Source organism: Novosphingobium sp. PhB57 (assembly GCF_004342985.1).
Lineage (GTDB): Bacteria > Pseudomonadota > Alphaproteobacteria > Sphingomonadales > Sphingomonadaceae > Novosphingobium.
Genome location: NZ_SMBO01000002.1, coordinates 42,806 through 63,179 on the forward strand (window position 1 = coordinate 42,806; position 20,374 = coordinate 63,179).

The 20,374-nt window shown below is 65.9% G+C and carries 21 protein-coding genes; 11 read left to right on the forward strand and 10 right to left on the reverse strand.

The genetic code is table 11. The features are described from left to right. Window positions 1–23 precede the first annotated feature (23 nt). The 4 genes from mnmG to EDF58_RS07890 are packed head-to-tail and all read left to right on the forward strand — an operon-like array spanning window position 24 to window position 4,307. Window positions 24–1,889: a tRNA uridine-5-carboxymethylaminomethyl(34) synthesis enzyme MnmG gene (gene mnmG, locus EDF58_RS07875; protein ID WP_132264301.1), complete on the forward strand. Its 1,866-nt coding sequence runs from the start codon at window positions 24–26 to the stop codon at window positions 1,887–1,889. Beyond that, on the forward strand, window positions 1,886–2,527 hold the full coding sequence (gene rsmG, locus EDF58_RS07880) for a 16S rRNA (guanine(527)-N(7))-methyltransferase RsmG (RefSeq protein ID WP_132264302.1): 642 nt from the start codon (window positions 1,886–1,888) through the stop codon (window positions 2,525–2,527). The genes mnmG and rsmG overlap by 4 nt, the downstream gene beginning before the upstream one ends. Beyond that, the gene (locus tag EDF58_RS07885) at window positions 2,524–3,300 is read left to right on the forward strand and encodes an AAA family ATPase (RefSeq protein WP_132264304.1); all 777 of its coding nucleotides are present in this window, start codon (window positions 2,524–2,526) and stop codon (window positions 3,298–3,300) included. Before rsmG ends, EDF58_RS07885 begins: the two co-directional genes overlap by 4 nt. Then, entirely contained in the window at window positions 3,297–4,307 is a 1,011-nt protein-coding gene (locus EDF58_RS07890; protein ID WP_132264306.1) for a ParB/RepB/Spo0J family partition protein, read from the forward strand. Before EDF58_RS07885 ends, EDF58_RS07890 begins: the two co-directional genes overlap by 4 nt. A 64-nt stretch (window positions 4,308–4,371) precedes the next feature. Here the strand turns inward: EDF58_RS07890 and EDF58_RS07895 are convergent, their stop codons facing one another. Both EDF58_RS07895 and EDF58_RS07900 read right to left on the reverse strand, forming a co-directional pair. Beyond that, window positions 4,372–4,902 carry a hypothetical protein gene (locus EDF58_RS07895; RefSeq protein WP_132264308.1) on the reverse strand — a complete coding sequence of 177 codons (531 nt, stop codon included), beginning with the start codon at window positions 4,900–4,902 and terminating at the stop codon, window positions 4,372–4,374. Between the two features lie 178 nt (window positions 4,903–5,080). After that, complete coding sequence (locus EDF58_RS07900) at window positions 5,081–5,563, reverse strand: GAF domain-containing protein (protein WP_132264310.1); 483 nt, start codon at window positions 5,561–5,563, stop codon at window positions 5,081–5,083. Between the two features lie 61 nt (window positions 5,564–5,624). Between EDF58_RS07900 and EDF58_RS07905 the strand changes: the two genes are divergently transcribed. Beyond that, window positions 5,625–7,121, forward strand: coding sequence for a PQQ-dependent sugar dehydrogenase (locus EDF58_RS07905; RefSeq protein ID WP_132264312.1), 1,497 nt, complete (start codon window positions 5,625–5,627; stop codon window positions 7,119–7,121). 125 nt (window positions 7,122–7,246) lie between these two features. Here the strand turns inward: EDF58_RS07905 and EDF58_RS07910 are convergent, their stop codons facing one another. Together EDF58_RS07910 and EDF58_RS07915 are read right to left on the reverse strand one after the other, a co-directional pair. Then, window positions 7,247–8,074 (reverse strand): DUF815 domain-containing protein, encoded by an 828-nt coding sequence (locus tag EDF58_RS07910; protein ID WP_132264314.1) that lies wholly within the window; start codon window positions 8,072–8,074, stop codon window positions 7,247–7,249. Further along, window positions 8,071–9,846, reverse strand: a complete 1,776-nt coding sequence (locus EDF58_RS07915; protein ID WP_132264316.1) for an acyl-CoA dehydrogenase — start codon at window positions 9,844–9,846, stop codon at window positions 8,071–8,073. The genes EDF58_RS07910 and EDF58_RS07915 overlap by 4 nt, the downstream gene beginning before the upstream one ends. A 62-nt stretch (window positions 9,847–9,908) precedes the next feature. On the opposite strand from EDF58_RS07915, the gene EDF58_RS07920 reads away from it, so the two are divergent. Beyond that, window positions 9,909–10,856 (forward strand): L-threonylcarbamoyladenylate synthase, encoded by a 948-nt coding sequence (locus EDF58_RS07920; RefSeq protein WP_132264317.1) that lies wholly within the window; start codon window positions 9,909–9,911, stop codon window positions 10,854–10,856. Window positions 10,857–10,905: 49 nt separating this feature from the next. Here EDF58_RS07920 and EDF58_RS07925 read toward each other — a convergent pair whose 3' ends face one another. The 5 genes from EDF58_RS07925 to EDF58_RS07945 all read right to left on the reverse strand — a co-directional run bounded on the left by EDF58_RS07925 (window position 10,906) and on the right by EDF58_RS07945 (window position 15,565). Continuing rightward, window positions 10,906–11,262, reverse strand: a complete 357-nt coding sequence (locus EDF58_RS07925) for a DUF6726 family protein (protein WP_132264319.1) — start codon at window positions 11,260–11,262, stop codon at window positions 10,906–10,908. A 183-nt stretch (window positions 11,263–11,445) separates the two neighbouring features. Beyond that, window positions 11,446–11,979, reverse strand: coding sequence for a CarD family transcriptional regulator (locus tag EDF58_RS07930; protein WP_054442043.1), 534 nt, complete (start codon window positions 11,977–11,979; stop codon window positions 11,446–11,448). 343 nt (window positions 11,980–12,322) lie between these two features. Continuing rightward, a complete protein-coding gene (gene fdxA, locus EDF58_RS07935) occupies window positions 12,323–12,661 on the reverse strand; it encodes a ferredoxin FdxA (protein ID WP_021234860.1) in 339 nt (112 codons plus the stop codon). A 15-nt stretch (window positions 12,662–12,676) separates the two neighbouring features. After that, entirely contained in the window at window positions 12,677–12,973 is a 297-nt protein-coding gene (locus tag EDF58_RS07940; RefSeq protein WP_132264321.1) for an RNA-binding S4 domain-containing protein, read from the reverse strand. 18 nt (window positions 12,974–12,991) lie between these two features. Further along, a complete protein-coding gene (locus tag EDF58_RS07945; RefSeq protein WP_132264322.1) occupies window positions 12,992–15,565 on the reverse strand; it encodes a helicase-related protein in 2,574 nt (857 codons plus the stop codon). 212 nt (window positions 15,566–15,777) lie between these two features. Between EDF58_RS07945 and EDF58_RS07950 the strand changes: the two genes are divergently transcribed. From EDF58_RS07950 to EDF58_RS07970, 5 genes are all read left to right on the forward strand, one after another. Further along, window positions 15,778–17,364, forward strand: coding sequence for a M23 family metallopeptidase (locus tag EDF58_RS07950; RefSeq protein ID WP_243654129.1), 1,587 nt, complete (start codon window positions 15,778–15,780; stop codon window positions 17,362–17,364). A gap of 83 nt (window positions 17,365–17,447) precedes the next feature. Then, window positions 17,448–18,443 (forward strand): porphobilinogen synthase, encoded by a 996-nt coding sequence (gene hemB / locus EDF58_RS07955; RefSeq protein ID WP_132264324.1) that lies wholly within the window; start codon window positions 17,448–17,450, stop codon window positions 18,441–18,443. A 4-nt stretch (window positions 18,444–18,447) separates the two neighbouring features. Next, window positions 18,448–19,014, forward strand: a complete 567-nt coding sequence (locus tag EDF58_RS07960) for a GNAT family N-acetyltransferase (RefSeq protein ID WP_132264325.1) — start codon at window positions 18,448–18,450, stop codon at window positions 19,012–19,014. A gap of 30 nt (window positions 19,015–19,044) precedes the next feature. After that, entirely contained in the window at window positions 19,045–19,608 is a 564-nt protein-coding gene (locus EDF58_RS07965) for a gamma carbonic anhydrase family protein (protein WP_132264327.1), read from the forward strand. Continuing rightward, entirely contained in the window at window positions 19,608–19,889 is a 282-nt protein-coding gene (locus tag EDF58_RS07970; RefSeq protein WP_132264329.1) for a DUF167 domain-containing protein, read from the forward strand. The genes EDF58_RS07965 and EDF58_RS07970 overlap by 1 nt, the downstream gene beginning before the upstream one ends. 34 nt (window positions 19,890–19,923) lie before the next feature. Here the strand turns inward: EDF58_RS07970 and EDF58_RS07975 are convergent, their stop codons facing one another. Next, window positions 19,924–20,319: a group II truncated hemoglobin gene (locus tag EDF58_RS07975; RefSeq protein ID WP_132264331.1), complete on the reverse strand. Its 396-nt coding sequence runs from the start codon at window positions 20,317–20,319 to the stop codon at window positions 19,924–19,926. Window positions 20,320–20,374 lie beyond the last annotated feature (55 nt).

The following is a 20,374-nucleotide window of genomic DNA, read 5'->3' on the forward strand; positions in this document are numbered from 1 at the left end:
CGCTTCGGCTAAGCGCATCGTCCATGCATTCCTTTGATGTGATCGTGATCGGCGGCGGCCATGCCGGCTGCGAGGCGGCGGCGGTTGCCGCGCGTATGGGCGCGCGTGTCGCTCTGGTGAGCTTCGATCTCGATGCGGTGGGGGCCATGAGCTGCAACCCTGCCATCGGCGGGTTGGGCAAGGGGCACCTCGTGCGCGAGGTCGATGCCTTCGATGGTCTCATCGCGCGCGCCGCCGATGCGGCTGCCATCCATTACCGCATGCTGAACCGCTCGAAAGGCAGCGCGGTTCAGGGCCCACGGGTCCAGGCCGATCGCAAGCTGTTTCGGGCGGCTATCCATGACCTGCTGCAGCAGCAGGGCGATCTCACCCTGATCGGCGGCGAGGCAGCGGCGCTCGTTATCGAACAGGGCAGGGTGGTCGGCATCGAGCTGGGTGACGGCACGAAGGTCGCCGCGCGTGCCGTGATTCTCTGCACGGGTACTTTCCTTGGCGGCACTTTGTTCCGGGGCGAAGAACGGCTCACCGGCGGTCGCATCGGCGAGTCTTCCGCGCAGCGTCTGGCAGCACAGATGCGCGACGCCGCCTTGCCGATGGCGCGACTCAAGACGGGAACACCGCCGCGTCTCGATGGCCGCACCATCGATTGGGGCCGGCTCGACGAGCAGCCTTCCGATGGCGAGGACTGGACGATGTCGGCCATGGTGCCCAAGGACGGCGCGGCGCGGCGACGCAAGGTTCCGCAAGTCTTCTGCGCCATCACGCGGACAAACCCGCGCACCCATGACGTGATCCGCGAGAACCTCCATCGCTCCCCGCTGTTCACCGGCGCGATCGGTGCTTCCGGTCCGCGCTACTGCCCCTCGATCGAGGACAAGATTCACCGCTTCGCCGATCGCGACGGGCATCAGATATTCCTGGAGCCGGAAGGTCTCGATAGCCCGCTGGTCTATCCGAACGGCGTGAGCACCTCGCTTCCGGCGGATGTGCAGCTTGCGATGCTGCGCACCATGGAAGGCCTGGAGCGGGTGGAGATGGTCGTTCCCGGCTACGCCGTTGAGTACGACCACATCGACCCCCGGGCGCTTCGCACGAGTCTGGAACTGCGTGACATGCCGGGGCTCTACTGCGCCGGCCAGATCAATGGCACGACCGGCTACGAAGAAGCCGCCGCGCAGGGCCTTGTCGCCGGGATGCATGCCGCTGCGGATGTGCTTGGACGCGAGGCCCCGGCGCTGGACCGGGCCAACAGCTACATGGCGGTGATGATCGACGATCTCACCCTTCACGGCGTGAGCGAGCCCTATCGCATGCTCACGGCGCGGGCCGAGTATCGCCTCCGTCTTCGCGCGAACAATGCCTTGACACGGCTGACTCCGCTGGCCATCCAGATCGGTGCAGCCGGCCCGGAGCGCAAGGCATGGTTCGAACGGCGGCTTGAGGATCGGGCCAAAGTGGACACGGCATTCGGCATCGAAGTGACCGGGCATGAACTGGCGCAGGCCGGTCTCCCGGTGCGCGCGGATGTCGGGCGACTTCCTATTCGCGAGTGGCTGCGGTTCGGCGGAGTCGATGTGGCTGGCCTTTCCCCCTGGCTTGATCCGGCCCTGCTGGAAGACGCGGACTTGATCGAGGAGATGGTGGAGGACGCGGCTTACGCGCCTTACCTCGAACGGCAGGAACGCGAACTACGCGACCTTCGGGCCAGCGAGGGCCTGACGTTGCCCGATGATTTTCCATATGCCGACATTCCCGGCCTCTCGCGAGAGATGGTCGAGAGGTTGAGCCAGGCCAGGCCAGCGAGTCTCGCAGCGGCCGGGCGGATCCCCGGAATCACTCCGGCAGCGCTGGCGGCGCTGCTGGTCCATGCCCGCAGGGAGGCGGCATGATCACGACGGAAGACGAAGCACGCGAATGGCTGCGGAAACTGCCCGAATGCGATGAGGACGCCTGGGTTCGCCTGGAGACCTTGATCGCCATGCTGATCGAGGAGAACCGCCAGCAGAACCTCGTTTCCGCTGCGAGCCTGGAGCAGGTCTGGCTGCGGCATATCGTCGATAGCGCGCAGCTTCTCCCTTATGTTTCACGTGAAACATCTTCCCCGTGGATCGACCTTGGTACCGGCGCCGGTTTCCCCGGCCTCGTCATCGCGGCGCTGAGACCCGAGTGCGAAGTGGTCATGGTCGAATCGCGCACGCGGCGAGTCGAGTGGCTCGATCGGGCGCGCGTGGCCATGGGACTGGATAATGCGCGTATCGCCGGGCAACGTCTCGAACTCGTCGAGAGCTTCCCCGCAAGCGTGATTTCCGCGCGCGCTTTTGCGCCCCTTGAAAAACTTCTGACAATTTCCGCACGTTTTTCCACAAGCGACACGGTTTGGCTGTTGCCCAAAGGGCGGTCGGCAAAGCAAGAACTGGAAGACCTTCGCAAGTGGCGGCACATGTTCCACGTGGAACAGTCCCTGACGGACCCGCATGCAGGCATCATTGTCGGTAAGCTGGCCGACAGGAAGGGTATGACCAAGTGATCCGTATCGCTATCGCCAACCAGAAGGGCGGGGTTGGAAAGACCACGACCGCGATCAACGTCGCGACCGCGCTTGCTGCGACTGGCTGGAATACCCTGCTGATCGACCTCGATCCGCAAGGCAATGCCTCGACGGGAATCGGCGTTTCGGCCTCCGATCGGGAACGCACTTCCTACGAAGTGCTGGTCGACCGCGCACGGGTAGCCGATTGCGTCATGCCCACCAGCATTCCCGGCCTCGATCTGCTGGCAGCCACTGTCGATCTCTCCGGTGCCGAAGTGGAACTGGTGAACGCGGACGACCGCGCCAACCGTCTCCGTTCGGCGCTGCGGGTCGACCTGGGTTACGACGTCTGCCTGATCGACTGCCCGCCTTCGCTGGGTTTGCTGACGCTCAATGCGCTCACGGCGGCCGATACCCTGCTGGTGCCGCTTCAGTGCGAGTTCTTTGCGCTGGAAGGACTTAGCCAGTTGCTCCAGACGGTGGAGCGGGTGCAGCAGCGGTTCAATCCGGACCTTGGCATCATCGGCATTGCGCTGACCATGTTCGATCGGCGCAACCGCCTGACCGATCAGGTCTCCGAAGACGTCCGCTCGTGCCTGGGCCAGCTCGTTTTCGAGACTACCATTCCGCGCAATGTGCGCCTTTCCGAAGCGCCTAGTCACGGCGTGCCCGCCTTGATCTACGATCATGCCTGCGCCGGTAGCCGCGCCTACATGGCCCTGGCGCGCGAACTTATCACCCGACTGCCCGAGAAGAGGAAAGCGGCATGAACGACAAATCGATCGTCCGCCTCAGCATACGCCACGTCAAGGATCCGACCGCTCAGGAATCGGCCGCGCCCGGACCCTCGGCCTCTGCCTCGAAGGCGAAACCGAAGGGCCTTGGACGAGGTCTGGGTGCCCTGCTGGGCGAGACCCGCCGCGAGGAACCTCTGGCCGCTTCCGGCCTGTCGGAAGGTCATAGCGGTTTACCGCGGGCAGGGGGGCTTGCCGTCCTGGCCATCGCCGACATCACCCCGCACCCGGATCAGCCCCGTCGGATTTTCGACGAGGAGGCGCTGGAAGAGCTGGCAGCCTCGATCGCCCATCGCGGTGTGATTCAGCCGATCATCGTGCGGCCGATGGACAACGGCCGGTACCAGCTGGTCGCAGGCGAGCGTCGCTGGCGCGCGGCGCAGAAGGCGCAGCTCCACGAGATTCCTGCGCTGGTGCGGGAGCTTACCGAGCGCGAGGTCATGGCACTGGCCCTGATCGAGAACCTGCAGCGCGAAGACCTCAACCCGATCGAGGAAGCGCGGGCCTATAACCGCCTGGCGGAATTCGAGGGCATGACTCAGGCCGAGATCGCCCGCATGGTCGACAAGAGCCGCAGCCATGTCGCCAACTTCCAGCGCCTGCTCGCGCTGCCGGACGGAGTGATCTCGATGGTCGAGAAGGGCAGCCTGTCCATGGGCCACGCCCGAGCGCTCATCGGTTGCGACGATGCCGAGGAGATCGCCGACGCCGCGATCACCAAGCAGATGTCAGTGCGCGAGATCGAGAAGCTGGTTCGCAAGAAGGCGCGCGGAGACGTTGCTCCGCGCCGGGCGCGCACTGCTCGCAATCCGCATGAGGATGCCGACATCGTCGCGGTGCAGAGCCACCTTGAGGAATTTCTGGGGTTGCCGGTGAAGATCAACGCCGATGCCGATCCCAAGTCCGGCACGGTAACGATCCGCTATGCCACGCTCGACCAGCTCGACCTGATCTGCCAGCGCCTCACCGGCGGATCTATCTGAGCGGCCGGTTTCGGAAAGATTGGGCGGCGCCTGAACCTCGGTTCGGGCGCCGCTTTTCTTTGGCTTATTGCGCTTCGTAAACCTCGCCGGAAGCCTCGGCCGCGGCGGGATTGCGGCGCGGGATCGTTCGGCGAGCGGGGCGAACGCCGGCTTCCTCGGCATAAGCGATAGGTTCGCCGCGTCCGTCGATGGCCTGGATTACGGGGATCGATACCATCCGCATCGACTGAGCTGGATAGACGTAAGCATAGCCGGGAGCCGCATAGCCATAGACCGGCACCGCGACCTGACCCTGCCGATAGCGGGCGAGATAGTCGTCGAGATACGCTTCGCACTCGCCGCTGGCGCCCTGGTTTTCACGGTAGGTTCCCGAGCGGGGCCGGCGGCTCTCTGCGACCTTGCCATGGCAATCGGCCAGCCAGGCATCGCGCTGGGCGGGGTCGAATTCGTAGCGAATCGCGTGGGTGCCGGCGGAAGAGCCCTGCGGCGTGCCCCGAAGATAATCCGCGCCGGCCTGGTCGTCGGCGGCAAAGGCAACCGAGGTGCTGGAAAGCAGGGCAAGGGCGAGACTCGCGGTGCTGAGGGTCTTACGCATTCGCTGGGCCTTTTCACGGGATCATGGGCATTAGCCGCGTCTGTTAACGGACTGTTTAGCACCATGAGCCGCGAAAGGCCAAGCTTCCCGCTCTGGCCGGCCAGTCCCGTCGAGAGACGGCAGGAAAAAGCCCCGGCGTGAGACGGCAAGAATCAATCCCGTCGAGAGACGGCAGGAATCAGATCGAAGATGCGATGATGGCCGCGAGCGCTTCGATGCCTTCGGCATCCTCGCGGTCGAAGCGATTGGCAATCGGGCTGTCGAGGTCGATCACCGCCACGACTTTGCCATCGCGAATGACTGGGACCACCAGCTCGGAGCGGCTGTCGGCATCGCAGGCGATATGGCCGGGGAAAGCATGGACATCGGGAACGACTTGAGTCTCGCCGCTGGCCGCCGCCGTACCGCAGACGCCTCGGCCCAAGGGGATGCGGATGCAGGCGGGCTTGCCCACGAAAGGACCGAGCACCAGCTCGTCCGCGATATTGCGATAGAATCCCGCCCAGTTCAGCTCGGGCAGGAACTGCCAAATCAGCGCCGCAACGTTGGCCATGTTGGCCACGCCGTCCGGTTCGCCTTCCACCAGGGCCTTCGCGGCCGAGGTGAGGTCTGCATAGAGTTCGGGCTTGGGCTGATCGCCCCGGGGAGCAAAGTCGTACATGACCCTTCCGTTACTCCAAGTCCCTGTTGCCGCATAGGCGGGACCGGCTTATTTCAGGGGCATGCGCTCCATTCTCACGAAAGTCGCCCTGGCCCTCGTCGTGGTCATTCTCGCCGTCGTCGGCGTGATCGCCTGGTCCCAGTACTCCAACACATCCGACCTCCCGTTCGACGACACGGTGGGCAAGGATCCCAAGCTGGTCGAGCCGGACCCGCAATGGATTCCCAGCGTCAAGCTGCTGGAGCCCGTGGGCTGGGCTGCCAACGAGGCGCCCAAGGCAGGGCAGGGGCTGGCCGTGGCCCGCTTCGCCGAAGGTCTCGACCATCCCCGCACCATGCTCACTCTGCCCAATGGCGACGTGCTGGTGGCGGAAACCAATGCGCCCGCCGGCAACAAGCCCAAGGGCGTGACCGGCATGGTGATGGGCTGGATGTTCAACAAGGTGGGCGCCGGTGAGGCCTCGCCCGACAAGATCGTTCTGCTGCGCGATGCGGACGGCGATGGCAAGGCGGAACAGCGTTTCGATTTCCGTGCCGCCGACATGCATTCGCCCTCGGGCATGGCCTACCAGAACGGCAAACTCTACATCGCCAATCACGACAAGGTTCTCGAATTCGCCTTCCAGCCCGGCGCCACCAAGCTGGACGGCAAGCCGCTGCGCACGATGATGGATCTGCCACCGGCCGGAAACCACTGGATGCGCAACCTGCTGCTCAGCCAGGATGGCAAGCATCTCTACGTCACGGTCGGTTCGGCCAGCAATATCGCCGATGATGGCATGGAAGCGGAAACGGGCCGCGCCGCGATCTGGGAGATCGACATCGACACCGCCCGCCGCCGCCAGTTCGCGGCCGGCATGCGCAATCCCAACGGCCTTGGCTGGAATCCATCTACCGGAGAGCTGTGGGCGACCGTGCAGGAGCGCGACATGCTCGGCCCGGACCTCGTGCCCGATTATCTGACCAACGTGCCGGTGGGTGCGCAGTATGGCTGGCCCTGGGTCTACTGGAAGACGACGTTCGACGAACGCGTGCAGTGGCCGATGCAGACTTACATGCTCGAATATACCCGCAAGCCGGAATACGCGATGGGCGCGCATGCCAGCGTGCTCGGTATGGTCTTCGCCGGCGGCGGAAACCGCATGGGCAGCAAGTTTGCCAATGGCGCCTTCGTCGCTCGCCACGGTTCCTGGAATCGCCGTCCGGCGGTGGGCTACGATGTGGTCTTCGTGCCCTTCGATGCCAATGGCAATCCGCAGGATGTGAAGCCCATCCCCGTGCTCTCGGGCTTCCTGAAAGACGCGTCGCATACGCGCGGCCGCCCCACCTGGCTGGCCTTTGACAAGACCGGCAGCCTGCTCGTCACGGACGATACCGCAGGCGTGGTCTGGCGGGTGCAGGCGCCCGGAGCGGCGCCTTCGGCAGCGATCAAGGCGGTGGAGACCGAACACATGAAGCCGCTGGAAGAGATCAAGGATCCCACGGTTCCCGGCGCTACCGGCAACCTCGAAGCCGGGTTCACCAAAGGACCGGACAAGATGCTGCCTGCGGGCCACTGACAAGGAAAAAGGGACCTTCGGGTCCCCTTTTTTGTAGATCGGTACGTGAGGCCGGAGCCAGGGCCTGAGAGCCGCTATTCAGGCATCCGGATGCTGTCCGCGCCGGGGCCGCCCGGACCCCTTGCTCAGACGATCTTGCCGGCCCGGCCGGCGACTTCGGTTACGTACTGCCAGGCCACGCGGCCCGAACGGGCGCCACGGCGGCGCGACCATTCCAGCGCGTCATGCTCGTCGAAGGCCAGCCCGAACTGATCGGTATAGCCGGCGATGATCGCGAGGTAGGAGGGCTGGTCGCAGTTATGGAAGCCGATCGAGAGTCCGAAGCGGTCGGCCAGAGCGAGCCGGTCGTCCACGACATCGCGCGGGTTGATCGGGTCATCCTGCTCCGACATCGAGCGCGAGACGATCGCGCGGCGGTTGGCGGTGACGGCAAGGCGGACATTGTTCGGCCGGGCTTCCACCCCGCCTTCCAGCCAGGAGCGCAGCAGGCGCGGGCCGGCGCCATCATGCTCCTCGAAGCCGAGATCGTCGATGAAGACGAGGAACTGGCGGTCCACTTTCCCCAGCAGGGCGAAGAGAGCGGACACCCCGTGCAGGGCTTCCTGGGCCACCTGCACCAGCGCGATGCGGCCGGGATGGGCAGCCTGGGCAGCGCGGATGGCGGCGCGCATCACCGCGGACTTGCCCATACCGCGCGACCCCCAGAGCAGCATGTCGTGCGCCGCGTAGCCGGCGGCGAGGCGCTCGACATTGCCGACCACGCGCTCCTTCTGGGAATCGATGCCTCGCAGAAGATCGAGCGGCGGCGCGAGCAGTTCGGGAACGCCGCGTGCTTCCGCCCCGGTCCAGACATAGGCGGGATGGGCCAGCCAGTCGACTTGCGCGGCGGCGGGCGGTGCCAGGCGTTCAAGGGCTTCGGCAATGCGGCTGAGGACTTCGATCTGGTCGGTCATGCTGTCAGTTCTTCGCTCGTCAGTTCGTAGAGAAGGCTCGCACCCTTCTGGGCCTGGGCGAGGTAGCCCATGGCTTCGGGCACCAGATGCTCGATAAAGTATCGCGCGACCACCTTTTTCCGCTTGGCAAAGGCATTGGACAGGCCTGCGGAGGGCAGGGCGTCAGCCTGCCGGTGAAGCTGCCAGGCGGCCACGGCGATGGCGCAGCCGGCCAGCAAGGGTACGCTGGCACCGAGTCGGTTATCGAGGGATCGGCTATCGGCGCGCTCGTCTCCTTGGGGTGCGCCGATGAGATGCTCTGCCGTCTGGCGGCAGCATTCGGCAAGTTCCTGTAGCGAGAGGCAGTCGCCTCCGGTGGCATAGGCCTGGATCTCCTCCATCAGCGAGAACAGGACCTGGCCGCCTTCGAGAGCGAGTTTGCGAGTCACGAGGTCTGCGGCCTGGATGCCGTTGGTGCCTTCGTAGATCGGGGAGATGCGGGCGTCCCGGTAGTGCTGGGCGGCGCCGGTCTCCTCGATGAAGCCCATGCCGCCGTGGACCTGCACGCCGATGCTGGCGACCTCGACGCCCATGTCGGTGCACCAGGCCTTGACCATCGGCACCAGCAGCTCCGCCCGCAACCGCGCGGCTTCGTCATCCAGGGACCCGCGATCGAGCTGGCCGGCCGCATAGTAGAGCAGGGCGCGGCCGCCTTCGGTAAGCGCCCGCATCCGCAGGAGCATGCGGCGGACGTCCGGGTGCTCGACGATGGCGACGGGCTGCTTGTCGGCCGATCCGGCGCGGGCGGATTGAATGCGATCCGTAGCGTAGGCCATCGCTTGCTGCATGGCGCGTTCCGCGATCTGGACGCCTTGAGCGCCGACGTTGACCCGGGCGTTGTTCATCATCGTGAACATGCAGCGAAGGCCCTCGTTCTCGCGCCCGATCAGTTCGCCGATGCACTCGCCGTTGTCGCCGTAACTCATCACGCATGTGGGGGAGGCATGGATGCCGAGCTTGTGCTCAATGCTGACGACCTTCAGGTCGTTTCGGGCACCGAGCGACCCGTCATGTTCCACGTGGAACTTCGGCACGATGAAGAGCGAGATACCACGCGACCCGGCCGGCGCGCCGGGCGTGCGGGCCAGAACGAGGTGGACGATGTTCTCGGCCAGATCGTGCTCGCCCCAGGTGATGAAGATCTTCTGTCCGGCGATGCGATACTTGCCCTTATGCGGGCCATCCGCAATGGGCGTGGCGGTGGTGCGCAGGGCGCCGACGTCGGATCCGGCCTGCGGTTCGGTGAGGTTCATCGTCGCCGACCATTTCCCGCTGACGACATTCGGCAGGTACATGGCCTGCTGCGCTTCGGTGCCGTGATGAATCACGGCTTCGATCGCGCCAAGGGTCAGCATCGGCAGAAGCGAGAAGCCCATGTTGGCACTGCCGAGGCACTCCATCGCGGCCATCGCCAAGGAGAGAGGCAGGCCCTGTCCGCCGAATTCTTCCGGTGCGGCGATGGCGTTCCATCCGGCATCCACGAAAGCGCGATAGGCCTGCGCAAAGCCATCGGGCAGCACGACCCTGCCATCGGAGAGGCGCGCGCCCTCGGTGTCGCCCTTGCGGTTGAGCGGGGCCCATTCGCCGGCGGCAAAGGCGCCCGCGCCCTCCACGATGGCTTCGACAAGGTCGGGACTGGCCGCGGAGAAGCGCTCATGCGCCGCGAGTTCGTCCAGGCCGGCATTGACCCGCAAGGCCAGGATCTGGTCGGTGCTGGGGGGCGTGTAGGTCATTCGGAAGCATCCTCTGCGCGGTTTTTCTTGGCTTTCGGGGGCGTGGGCTATAGCGGCGGAGTATGGAGCGCAACCTTCGACCCGAACTTCTGGCGGCCGGCGTGGCCGGTGTCGCGCGCGCCGCCGAGCTGCTGCGCGGTGGCGGACTGGTCGCCGTTCCCACCGAGACGGTCTATGGCCTCATGGCCCGTGCCGACCGGGATGCCTCGGTGGCGGCGATCTATCGCGCCAAGGGTCGCCCAAGCTTCAATCCGCTGATCGTCCATGTCGCGGATCTTGCTGCGGCGCACCGTCTTGCAGTTCTCGATGCGCGCGCGGAGAAGCTCGCCGCTGCCTTCTGGCCGGGTGCCCTCACTCTGGTGCTGCCCTTGCGCGAAGGTGCGGAGGTTGCCCCCGCCGTCACCGCAGGGCTGCCGACGGTGGCGCTGCGCTGCCCGGCGCATCCCCTGATGCGCGCCGTCCTTGCCGAATCCGGGCTGCCGCTCGCGGGTCCTTCCGCGAACCGAAGCGGCGGCGTGAGTCCGACGCGCGCGGAGCATGTGGTTGCCTCGCTGGGTGCCAATGTGGATGCGGTGCTGGATGGCGGGGCTTGCGAGGCCGGTGTGGAATCGACCATCATTGCGCTGCGCGATGACGGGCGTTGGCAGGTTCTGAGGCCGGGTCCGATTCCGCAGGAGGCCATACGCGCCATTCTCGGCGCCGACTGCGACGCCGTGACGTCACAGGAGATCGAGGCCCCGGGGCAGCTCGCCAGTCACTATGCGCCGGGCAAGCCGGTGCGGCTGAATGCCGAGACCGCGGCGGAGGACGAATTCCATATCGGCTTCGGCAATGTCGCCGGCGAGGCAAGCCTTTCGGCCTCGGGCGATGTGATCGAGGCGGCCTCGCGGCTCTATGCCTTGCTGCATGAGGGCGCGGCCGCGAGTCAAGCGCGCATAGCCGTCGCGCCGATTCCGCAGGACGGTGTTGGCGCGGCGATCAACGATCGATTGAGCCGGGCCGCGGCCTGAGACACGTCATCGCCGATCGGATCCGGTAAAACGTGTCGGCACTGGCGGTTCAGCGGCGCTGCGGTACGGCGCCGGGCATCAGATACTGCATGTCGGCATAGTCATCGCGGGCCTTGTTGCAGGCCTGGCGGTCGCCCTGGTCGCACTGGCGCAAGTGCTTCTGGTACTGGCGCTGCATCTTGCCCAGCTTCTCTTCCTGTTCGCGCATCTGGCGGCCGCGCTTTTCGTCGGCTTCGGACTGGCTGGTCGTGACCGCGTCCACGGCAGAGCCCGCGATGCGCACCGGTGCGGTCACGATCTTCCCGGCCGTGCTGAGACAGCCGGTAAGGAGCAGCGCGGCGGCGGGTGCCAGAAGCGAGGGGGCCGAAAGCGAAGGGGCGAGCTTGAGCAGGGTGCGTGGGTTCATCGTGCCGCGGAACCTGTCACGAAGCGGGTTTCCGGGCAATGAACATCTGGGCGAACACGAACATCCGGCCGGGCAGTCGACACCGACCCGTCAAGCGACGACTGCTCACAGGTGACCACAAGCGAAAGGGGCCGCTTCCGGTGTGGAAGCGGCCCCTTTGCGTGCGATCTGCGCTGCGTCTGATCAGACTGCTTCAGCGCTCTCGTAATACTTGGGAGCGTATTCGTTGAGGATCGCGAGGATCTTCTTCAGAGCCGCCGGCTCGTCGGTCTTTTCCATCGCCGCGAGTTCGCGGGCCAGGCGCGACGAAGCCGCTTCGAAGATCTGACGTTCCGAATAGCTCTGCTCCGGCTGATCGTCGGCGCGGAACAGGTCGCGAGTCACTTCGGCGATCGACACGAGGTCGCCCGAGTTGATCTTGGCTTCGTATTCCTGGGCGCGGCGCGACCACATGGTGCGCTTTACCTTGGGTTTGCCCTTGAGCGTATCGAGAGCTTCACGCAGGGTCTTGTCGGACGACAGCTTGCGCATGCCGATCGATTCGACCTTGTTGACGGGAACCCGAAGAGTCATGCGCTCTTTTTCGAAGCGCAGAACATAAAGATCGAGCTGCATCCCGGCAATTTCCTGCTTCTGGAGCTCGATGACACGACCTACGCCGTGCTTAGGGTAAACGACGTAATCTCCAACATCGAAGGCATCGGCCCTGGTTGCCATGTATCGTCCTTTCACCTGCAGTGGTCCGTTGCCATACTTACGGTGAGAGAAACCCGGGTGGATGCGACGTGGAAAGGACAATAGCCTCTCCGCCGCCCGGTCAGATAACTCTCCCAGCCGTTTGCTTTTCGAACCCTGCCTCGCAATGAAAATGCCTGCCGAACGGGCAGAGGGCCCGGGCAGTTGTCGGATTATATAGCACCGATGTGACAAAATTACCAGAGGCGAGCTAACGTTTAACCGTCGCTCGCCTCAGGATGTGCCGGTGCGGGTCATTTCGACCCGCCAAGTGCCTCTGCCTTGGGGGAAACCCGGCGGAAAGCCGGAGGTTTCCCAAGGCCGATCAGTCGCCCTCGCCGGGCTCCGGGGAGAAATATTTTTCCAGCTTGCCTTCCTCGCCGCGCATCGCGTCCGCGTCTTCCGGCGCGTCCTTCTTGGTGGTGAGGTTGGGCCATTCGGCCGAATACTTGGCGTTCAGCTCGAGCCATTGCTCAAGGCCGCTCTCGGTATCGGGCAGGATCGCTTCGGCGGGGCATTCCGGTTCACAGACGCCGCAGTCGATGCACTCGCTGGGGTTGATGACCAGCATGTTCTCGCCTTCGTAGAAGCAGTCCACCGGACAGACTTCGACGCAATCCATGTACTTGCACCGGATGCAATTGTCGGTGACGACATAGGTCATGGCTGCGTATTCCTCTTAGAAGGCCTCGTTTCGGTTGGCCGCTGCTATGGGAACATCTGCCCCCGCGTCAAGCACTCTGTAGCAGGCTTGCGCTTCTGGGGCAGGGCCTCGGCGCTCCGGAAGGCAAAGGATTTCTATCACCTGCACGCCCTGAGCTGTCGGCAGGGTGAGAACATCGCCGACCGCCACCTTCTGATGCGCCCGCTCGACCCGGCGGCTGTTGAGCCGGATATGGCCGTCTTCCGCCAGTGCCTGGGCCAGGGGACGCGTCCTGGTGAGGCGCAGGAACCAGAGAAGCTTGTCGATCCTCATCCGCGCTCTTCCTCCCCGCTATCTGCCCAGCAGTTCGCCCAGCGCCGCGAAGGCGCCGTCCGTGCGCTGGGGTACCTCGCGAACTTCCTCGGCCTGGCGCCGCGGCGGACGCCAGCGCCAGCGCACCGGCGCGAGCGGTCCGTGCGCGCCTTCCGCCAGGGGCCGGGGCATCATCGCCTGGAACCCGCCGAAGCGCAGCAGCCGTGCATAGCTGCCCGTGGTGAGTCCCATGGACACGGCCCTTGCGGGATCGATCGAGAACGAGCGCGACGGCCCGCGATTGCCGCTGCTGTCGCTGCCGACACGGGCCTCGTGCGCCTCGCGCAGAAGCTTTTCCACGATATCCAGTCGGACCAGCTGCTTGCCGAGGTTCCTGTAGCCGGGTGCCTTGTGGCGCTTGGTGGCATCCATCGTCGGCGGCATGGCAGCGTCCGGTTCGCCGCCGGGCACGGAATGGCCGGTGATCCGCGCCAGTTGCCGCCAGAGTGCGATGGGCGCGGGCCGCAGCATGGCCGGCACGAACAGATCCAGCGCGCCCACGCGAACCCCCAGCTTGGCCAGAAGAGTGCGGCGGCCCTTGTCGAGCCGGTCGACGCCCGAATCCTCGCGCGCGATCATGCCGCCGCGATCGACCAGGGTGATCAGCAGGGCGCGCAAGTCCGGTCCGGCATCCTCGGAACGGCTTGCCTCGTCCAGCTTGGCCAGCGGAGCCAGCGGTTCGAGCGCGCTTTCCACCCAGGTCTCGAGCGCTGCGACCAGCGCCTTGCGGGCAGGGGCGGGAACCGCGTCGAGCAACCGGTCCGGCACAAGCACCGGTGCAAGCAGCGAGCGGCCGGGGGTGAGGGCGGCGATGCGCGCGCCTTCCCAGTTCAGTGCGCCGTTCTCGAGCGCCAGCGGCGCCACGCCTTCGTGCACGGCGGCGGTCAGGGCATCGGCGCGAGACTGGAGAAGGCCCGGCAGGTGCCGTTCGGCCGCGGCCAGCAGGAGCTTGCGGTCGGACAGCCGGGCTGCAGGATCGACCTGGAAGGCGAAGCCGTGGAGGGAGCCGATATGCTCGCCTTCGACCAGCACTTCCTCGTCTTCGAGGCGGACCGAGAGCAGTCCGGCATCGGGGCCGAGTTTCTTCATGAGCACAGCCGTCCTGCGGTTGATGAATCGTTCGGTGAGTTTGCCATGGAGAGCATCGGAAAGGCGAGCCTCGACCGCGCGTGCGCGTGCAGCCATTTCGTCGCGGGCCAGCACCCAGTCCGGCCGCTGGGCGATATAGGCCCAGGAGCGAATGGCGGCGATGCGGCCCTGCAGGGTGTCGATATCGCCGCCGGTCAGGTCCAGCCTGGCGATCTGCTGGGCCATGTAGTCAGCGCCGAGTTCACCGCTGCGCAGATCCTGCCAGAGCCGCGCGACGAAGCGCGAATGCGTTTCCACGCCCTGCTGGCGGAAGTCCGGCAGGCGGCAGACTTCCCAGAAACGGCGGACCATGGCGTGTCCGTGCAGGCTGTCCATGACCGTGCCGTCATCGGCAAGGCGCTTGAGCACGGCCAGGTCGATGGCTTCGGGCGCCAGCACCAGGCCGTCCCGGTCGGGCGGAGTCTCCAGATCGGCGATCAGGGTGGCGACGCTGTCGAACCGGGGTTCGGGATCACGCCAGAACAGCTTGGTCAGCGGCGGGAAGCGATGTTCCTCGATCGCATAGACTTCGTCGGGCTCGAACTCGGAATCGTGTCCGCCGGACCCGGTGAGGGTGCCGAAAGTGCCGTCCGTCTGGTGGCGCCCGGCGCGCCCGGCGATCTGGGCCATTTCCGAGGTCGTGAGTCGCCGGTGCCGCTGGCCATCGAACTTGGAGAGACCGGCGAAGGCGACATGCTCCACGTCGAGGTTGAGGCCCATGCCGATGGCATCGGTGGCGACGAGATAGTCTACCTCCCCAGATTGATAGAGTGCGACCTGGGCATTGCGGGTCTGCGGGCTGAGCGCGCCCATGACCACGGCCGCGCCGCCCCGGAAACGGCGCAGCATTTCGGCAATGGCGTAAACCTGCTCCGCGGAAAAGGCGACGATCGCGCTGCGCGGCGGAATGCGCGAGAGCTTTCTGGCGCCGGCATGGGTGAGGGTGGAGAAGCGCGGCCGGGTGACCACTTCGACGCCGGGGACCAGCGCTTTCACCATGGGTTCGAGCGTGGAGGAGCCCAGGATCATCGTCTCCTCCCGGCCGCGGGCATGGAGCAGGCGGTCGGTGAAGACGTGGCCGCGTTCGCGGTCTGCGGAAAGCTGCGCTTCGTCTATGGCGATGAAGGCCAGGCTGCGCTCCGTCACCGGCATGGCTTCCACCGTGCAGAGCAAGTAGCGCGCGTCCTTGGGCTCGATCCGCTCTTCGCCGGTGATCAGGGCGACGCTCTTCTCACCCTTGATCTTGCAAACCCGGTCATAGACTTCGCGCGCAAGGAGGCGGAGCGGAAAGCCGATGGCACCGCTGGAATGGGCGCAGAGACGCTCTATCGCGAGGTGAGTCTTGCCGGTATTCGTGGGACCGAGCACCGCCTTCACCCCGCTGGGGGCGTCGTTTCGCGACGAGGCATGCCGGTCGTGAACCATTATGCGGAGGAATGTGGCACCCCCTCCAGCCCCCCGCAAGTCTCGGCTCATCGAAAACAGGGGTGAAAATCCACAGTGTTAGCTGCAGATTAACCTTGAAGGGGCAGAACGTCGCCACTTAGCCATGCCGCCTGCGGGATCGGGCCGGCGCACGCAGGCGATTTGCAGCACTTCCGAGGGTATGCCGGAAGTGGTCGCGGGGAAGACTCGATTTGTTCAAGGCACTCGATCAGGCCGGGGATCACGCTGGAGGAGCAACCGCGCGCGTCGCGGCCCTTTCGCACGACCAGATGATTGCCGAGGCACCGGCCAGGCCGCCCGTTCTCGCGCGGTGGAAGCGCGGGATTGAGCGTTGGTGCCATGAAGTGGAGATCGCTCCGGACCTCGCATCGGACATCGGCAGTCGCCGTTGGTATCGCGGTCTCGCCACGATGCTGGGGCTGAGCGCAGCCGCAATTGCGCTCTGGCCGGACTTCTCCGCAGTGGAAGCCGCCACTACGTCGCCGATCGCGGCGCGCAGCCGGGACGAATTTCGCAGCCAGACCATTTCTCCCTTGGCACTCGGTGCCGACAGCGGCCGCCACATGGGTGCCAGCCCGCTGGTGCGGCCGCTGGCGAATGTGCCGGAGCGGCCCTCGATCCAACTCGTCTCGACCCTGGGACAGGGCGACAGCTTCGCGCGCATGCTGGAACGTGTCGGCGTGGGCAGCGCGGACGTCTCGCAGATTTCCGGCCTGATCGGCCAGGCCGTTCCGGTCGGGGATCTCTCCTCGGGAACCCGATTCGACATCACCATGGGCCGCCGTCCGGCGCCGAACGCCCCGCGGGCGCTCGATTCGATGGATTTCCGCGCCCGCTTCGATCTCGACCTTTCCATCGAGCGCGGCCCGGCCGGGGCCTTGTCGCTCGTGCGCCATCCCATTCGCGTGGACGAAACGCCGCTGCGCATCCGCGGCACCGTGGGTTCCAGCCTCTACCGCTCGGCGCGCAATGCCGGGGCTCCGGTGGGCGCGATCCAGGATTACCTGCGGGCGATAGACAAGTATCTCAGCCTGGAACGCGACATTTCCGCGCAGGACCAGTTCGACATCGTCATCGGCTACAAGCGCTCTGCCAAAGGCGAGCGCGAAGTGGGCAACTTGCTCTATGCCGGGCTCGACCATGGCGGAAAGCCGCGCGTCCAGCTGCTGCGCTGGGGCAAGGACGGCGAGATGATCGCCTCGTCCGCGCTCACCCAGCCTCAAGGCGCGCCGGGGGGCATGCCGGTGGCCGGACACATGACGTCGCCTTACGGCAAGCGCCGCCATCCGATCCTCGGTTTCGTGCGCATGCATGCGGGCATCGACTATGGCGCGCGCTATGGCTCGCCGATCTATGCGGTGGCGGACGGTGTCGTGAACTTCGCCGGTCGGCACGGCGGCCACGGCAACTACGTTCGCCTGAGTCACAGTGGCGGGCTGGACACCGGCTATGGCCACATGAGCCGGATCGCGGTGAAACGCGGAGCCCGGATCAAGGCGGGGCAGGTGATCGGCTATGTCGGCTCGACCGGCCTTTCTACCGGACCGCATCTTCATTTCGAAGCCTATCGCGGCGGCCATACGATCAACCCCGCCGGCCTCCGCTTCGTCTCGCGTCCGCAGATCGACGGCAAGGAGAAGGACGCCTTCAGGGCCAGGCTGGCCGCGCTCATGGGTGTTCAGCCGGGCGAGGCGCTCGGCACGATCGAGGGGCCCGTCGAAGCGTCTCCGGATATGCAGCGCGAAATCGACCGGCTGGCGCCCAAGCCCGCCGAGTGAGCAGGCGGCCCATGACAGGTCGTCTCGCCTAGGACAGTCCGTCTCATTGAACCGGCTGGGCTTTTGCGGCAATCACTCCGGCCATGACCGGAGCATATCCCCACACCCGCCTGCGCCGCGCGCGCGCCACGGCCTGGAGCCGCGCCATGCACCGCGAGACGGTGTTGACCCCCGCCGACCTGATCTGGCCGGTTTTCGTGACCGAGGGCGAGGGCGTCGAACAGCCCATCGCTTCGCTGCCCGGCGTGTCGCGCTGGTCGGTGGACCTCCTGGTCGAGCGGGCGAAGGAAGCTGCGGACCTCGGCATTCCCTGCCTGGCGCTGTTCCCGGATACCCAGCCCGAGCGTCGCAGCGACGACGGCGCCGAGGCGCTCAATCCTGACAACCTGATGTGCCGCGCCTTGCGCGCCATCCGCGCGGAACTCGGCGATCGCATCGGCCTGCTGACCGACGTGGCCCTCGATCCCTATACCAACCACGGGCAGGACGGCCTGCTCGGCGATGACGGCTACGTGCTGAACGACGAGACGATCGAAGTGCTGGTCGGCCAGTCGCTGAATCAGGCGCGCGCCGGCGCGGACATCATTGCCCCCTCCGACATGATGGACGGCCGCATCGGCGCCATTCGCGACGCCCTTGAGGACGAGGGCTTCGTCAATGTCCAGATCATGAGCTACGCCGCGAAGTATGCCTCGGCCTTCTATGGCCCGTTCCGCGATGCCGTGAACACGCGCGGCTTGCTGAAGGGCGACAAGAAGACCTACCAGATGGACCCGGCCAACACCGAGGAAGCCCTGCGCGAGGTCGAGCTGGATCTGGGCGAGGGTGCGGACAGCGTCATGGTCAAGCCGGGCCTGCCCTATCTGGATATCGTGCGCCGGGTGAAGGACACCTTCGAGGTTCCCGTCTTCGCCTATCAGGTCTCGGGTGAGTACGCGATGATCGAGGCGGCGGTGGCGGCCGGCGCGGCGGACCGCGATGCCATGGTGCTGGAAACGCTGCTGGCCTTCAAACGGGCCGGCTGCTCGGGCGTGCTGACGTACCACGCGGTCCATGCCGCGCGCCTGCTGCGGAAATGACGTCATGACCGATTTCCGCCTGGAAACGGATCGCCTCGTGCTGCGCAACTGGCAGGCGGGCGATATGGCGCGCTTCGCCGAAGTGACCAATACGCCCGGCGTCATGCGCTGGCTGGGCGGCGTGATGGACGCGGAGCGGCTGGCTGCCTCGGAAGCCCGCATGCTGGGCTTCCACGAAGCATATGGCCACACCTTCTGGATCGTCGAGCGCTTGGCCGACGGCGGCGATCTCTCGGGCGAGATGCTGGGCTTCTGCGGGCTGAAGAAGATCGACGCCCCGGGCGCCTCGTTCCTCGGAGCCTTCGAGATCGGCTGGCGTCTGCGCAGCGACGCGCACGGAAAAGGCTATGCCAAGGAAGCCGCCCTGGCATCTCTCGATGCCGGGTTCGGCACTTTCGGGGCAGAGGAGATCTTCGCGATCACCGTGATCGGCAACGAAGCGAGTTGGGGCCTGATGCGCCGGCTGGGCATGCGCCGCCGCGAGGATCTCGATTACGACGATCTGCGTTTCGAGCCACCCTTGCGCCATACGATTGTTTATTCGATCACGCGCGAGGAATGGGCCGCATAGACGAGCCCTATCGAGCGCGGGGGAGAGAGCATGATCGACAGCCGAACCGATATCACCGTCGCCGCCATTCACGGCAAGGCGCCGCGCATTCATTCGAGCGCGTTCATTGCCCCCGGCTGCCGCATCATCGGCGATGTCGAGATCGGCCCGGACGTCAGCATCTGGTACAATTGCGTGATCCGCGCGGATGTGAACCGGGTGGTGATCGGTGCGCGGACGAACATCCAGGACGGTTCCGTCATTCACTGCGACAGCCCAAAGCCTGTCCGACCGGAAGGCTATCCCACCCTGATCGGCGAGGACGTGCTGATCGGGCACATGGCGATGGTCCACGGCTGCATCCTGGAGGATCGCGCATTCGTCGGTCTCGGGGCGATCGTCATGGACGGCAGCCACATCGAATCCGACGGCATGCTGGCGGCGGGCGCGCAGCTTACCGGCAAGCGCATCGGCGCGGGGCAACTCTGGATGGGACGACCGGCGAAGTATCTGCGGGACCTCGAACCAGAAGCTATCGCTGCGAACCAGGCCGGCGTGCAGGGCTACGTCGTGAACGGCCGCCTCCATGCCAAGGCGCTGGGTCTTACGCCCTGATGGCCAAGCCAAGGATCGCCTTGCCGCCGGCCGCGGCGCTCCGCGACCTGGTCGATTCCGAAAGCCGGCTTGCCGTGCGGGTCACGCCGGGCGCGAAGATGGAAGGACTGGAGATCGCGGAAGGCCGTCTGCTGGTAAAAGTCCGGGCCAAGCCGGAAGATGGCAAGGCGACCGAGGCGGTGCGGGTTCTGCTGGCGGCGGCCCTGGGCCTGGCGCCGTCCCGCCTGGCCTTGTTGCGCGGCGCAACTTCGCGCGAGAAGCAGTTCCACGTGGAACTTTGACGGCTTCCATCGCGAAAAAACCGCGGCAACACCGCTAGCGCGCCATGCTCCGGGCCATGCGGGTCAGCACGTCCGTCATGGCATTTGCGACATTCTCGGGCTGCGGCGAGACCTCGGCGATGGCGCGGGCCATGGCCTCTGCCCATTGATCGGCGGTGGTGCGGTCGATCGGGAAGTCCCGGTGCAGGCTCATCATGCATTTGCCGGGATTGGCTTCGAACCAGTCACGCGGGCCGCCGGCCCAGCCTGCCAGAAAACGTGGGAGAGACCGGCGCATCGGCGCGAGATCCTCGGCATGCATGGCGCGAAGCTGCGCATAGGCCGGGTCCTGCTCCATCAGGTCGTAAAAGCGATTGGCAATTGCCTCGAACGCCGGAGCGCCGCCGAGCAGATCGTGCGGTGTTGCAGGGGCCTCGGGTTGTTTCGTCATGATCGGCTCTTTCGGCGGCTTGTCCGGGGGCAGGGGAGAGCCGCAGGATATAGCC

Excerpts from the sequence above, each read along its gene's own strand:
- EDF58_RS07945 (WP_132264322.1), bottom strand. The coding sequence starts at position 15,565 with ATGGTTCACGACCGGCATGCCTCGTCGCGAAACGACGCCCCCAGCGGG.
- mnmG (WP_132264301.1), top strand. The coding sequence starts at position 24 with ATGCATTCCTTTGATGTGATCGTGATCGGCGGCGGCCATGCCGGCTGC.
- EDF58_RS07915 (WP_132264316.1), bottom strand. The coding sequence starts at position 9,846 with ATGACCTACACGCCCCCCAGCACCGACCAGATCCTGGCCTTGCGGGTC.
- EDF58_RS07905 (WP_132264312.1), top strand. The coding sequence starts at position 5,625 with ATGCGCTCCATTCTCACGAAAGTCGCCCTGGCCCTCGTCGTGGTCATT.
- EDF58_RS07900 (WP_132264310.1), bottom strand. The coding sequence starts at position 5,563 with ATGTACGACTTTGCTCCCCGGGGCGATCAGCCCAAGCCCGAACTCTAT.
- EDF58_RS07970 (WP_132264329.1), top strand. The coding sequence starts at position 19,608 with ATGGCCAAGCCAAGGATCGCCTTGCCGCCGGCCGCGGCGCTCCGCGAC.
- EDF58_RS07975 (WP_132264331.1), bottom strand. The coding sequence starts at position 20,319 with ATGACGAAACAACCCGAGGCCCCTGCAACACCGCACGATCTGCTCGGC.
- EDF58_RS07940 (WP_132264321.1), bottom strand. The coding sequence starts at position 12,973 with ATGAGGATCGACAAGCTTCTCTGGTTCCTGCGCCTCACCAGGACGCGT.
- EDF58_RS07930 (WP_054442043.1), bottom strand. The coding sequence starts at position 11,979 with ATGGCAACCAGGGCCGATGCCTTCGATGTTGGAGATTACGTCGTTTAC.
- EDF58_RS07965 (WP_132264327.1), top strand. The coding sequence starts at position 19,045 with ATGATCGACAGCCGAACCGATATCACCGTCGCCGCCATTCACGGCAAG.
- EDF58_RS07960 (WP_132264325.1), top strand. The coding sequence starts at position 18,448 with ATGACCGATTTCCGCCTGGAAACGGATCGCCTCGTGCTGCGCAACTGG.
- EDF58_RS07925 (WP_132264319.1), bottom strand. The coding sequence starts at position 11,262 with ATGAACCCACGCACCCTGCTCAAGCTCGCCCCTTCGCTTTCGGCCCCC.
- hemB (WP_132264324.1), top strand. The coding sequence starts at position 17,448 with ATGACCGGAGCATATCCCCACACCCGCCTGCGCCGCGCGCGCGCCACG.
- EDF58_RS07920 (WP_132264317.1), top strand. The coding sequence starts at position 9,909 with ATGGAGCGCAACCTTCGACCCGAACTTCTGGCGGCCGGCGTGGCCGGT.
- fdxA (WP_021234860.1), bottom strand. The coding sequence starts at position 12,661 with ATGACCTATGTCGTCACCGACAATTGCATCCGGTGCAAGTACATGGAT.
- EDF58_RS07895 (WP_132264308.1), bottom strand. The coding sequence starts at position 4,902 with ATGCGTAAGACCCTCAGCACCGCGAGTCTCGCCCTTGCCCTGCTTTCC.
- EDF58_RS07910 (WP_132264314.1), bottom strand. The coding sequence starts at position 8,074 with ATGACCGACCAGATCGAAGTCCTCAGCCGCATTGCCGAAGCCCTTGAA.
- EDF58_RS07890 (WP_132264306.1), top strand. The coding sequence starts at position 3,297 with ATGAACGACAAATCGATCGTCCGCCTCAGCATACGCCACGTCAAGGAT.
- rsmG (WP_132264302.1), top strand. The coding sequence starts at position 1,886 with ATGATCACGACGGAAGACGAAGCACGCGAATGGCTGCGGAAACTGCCC.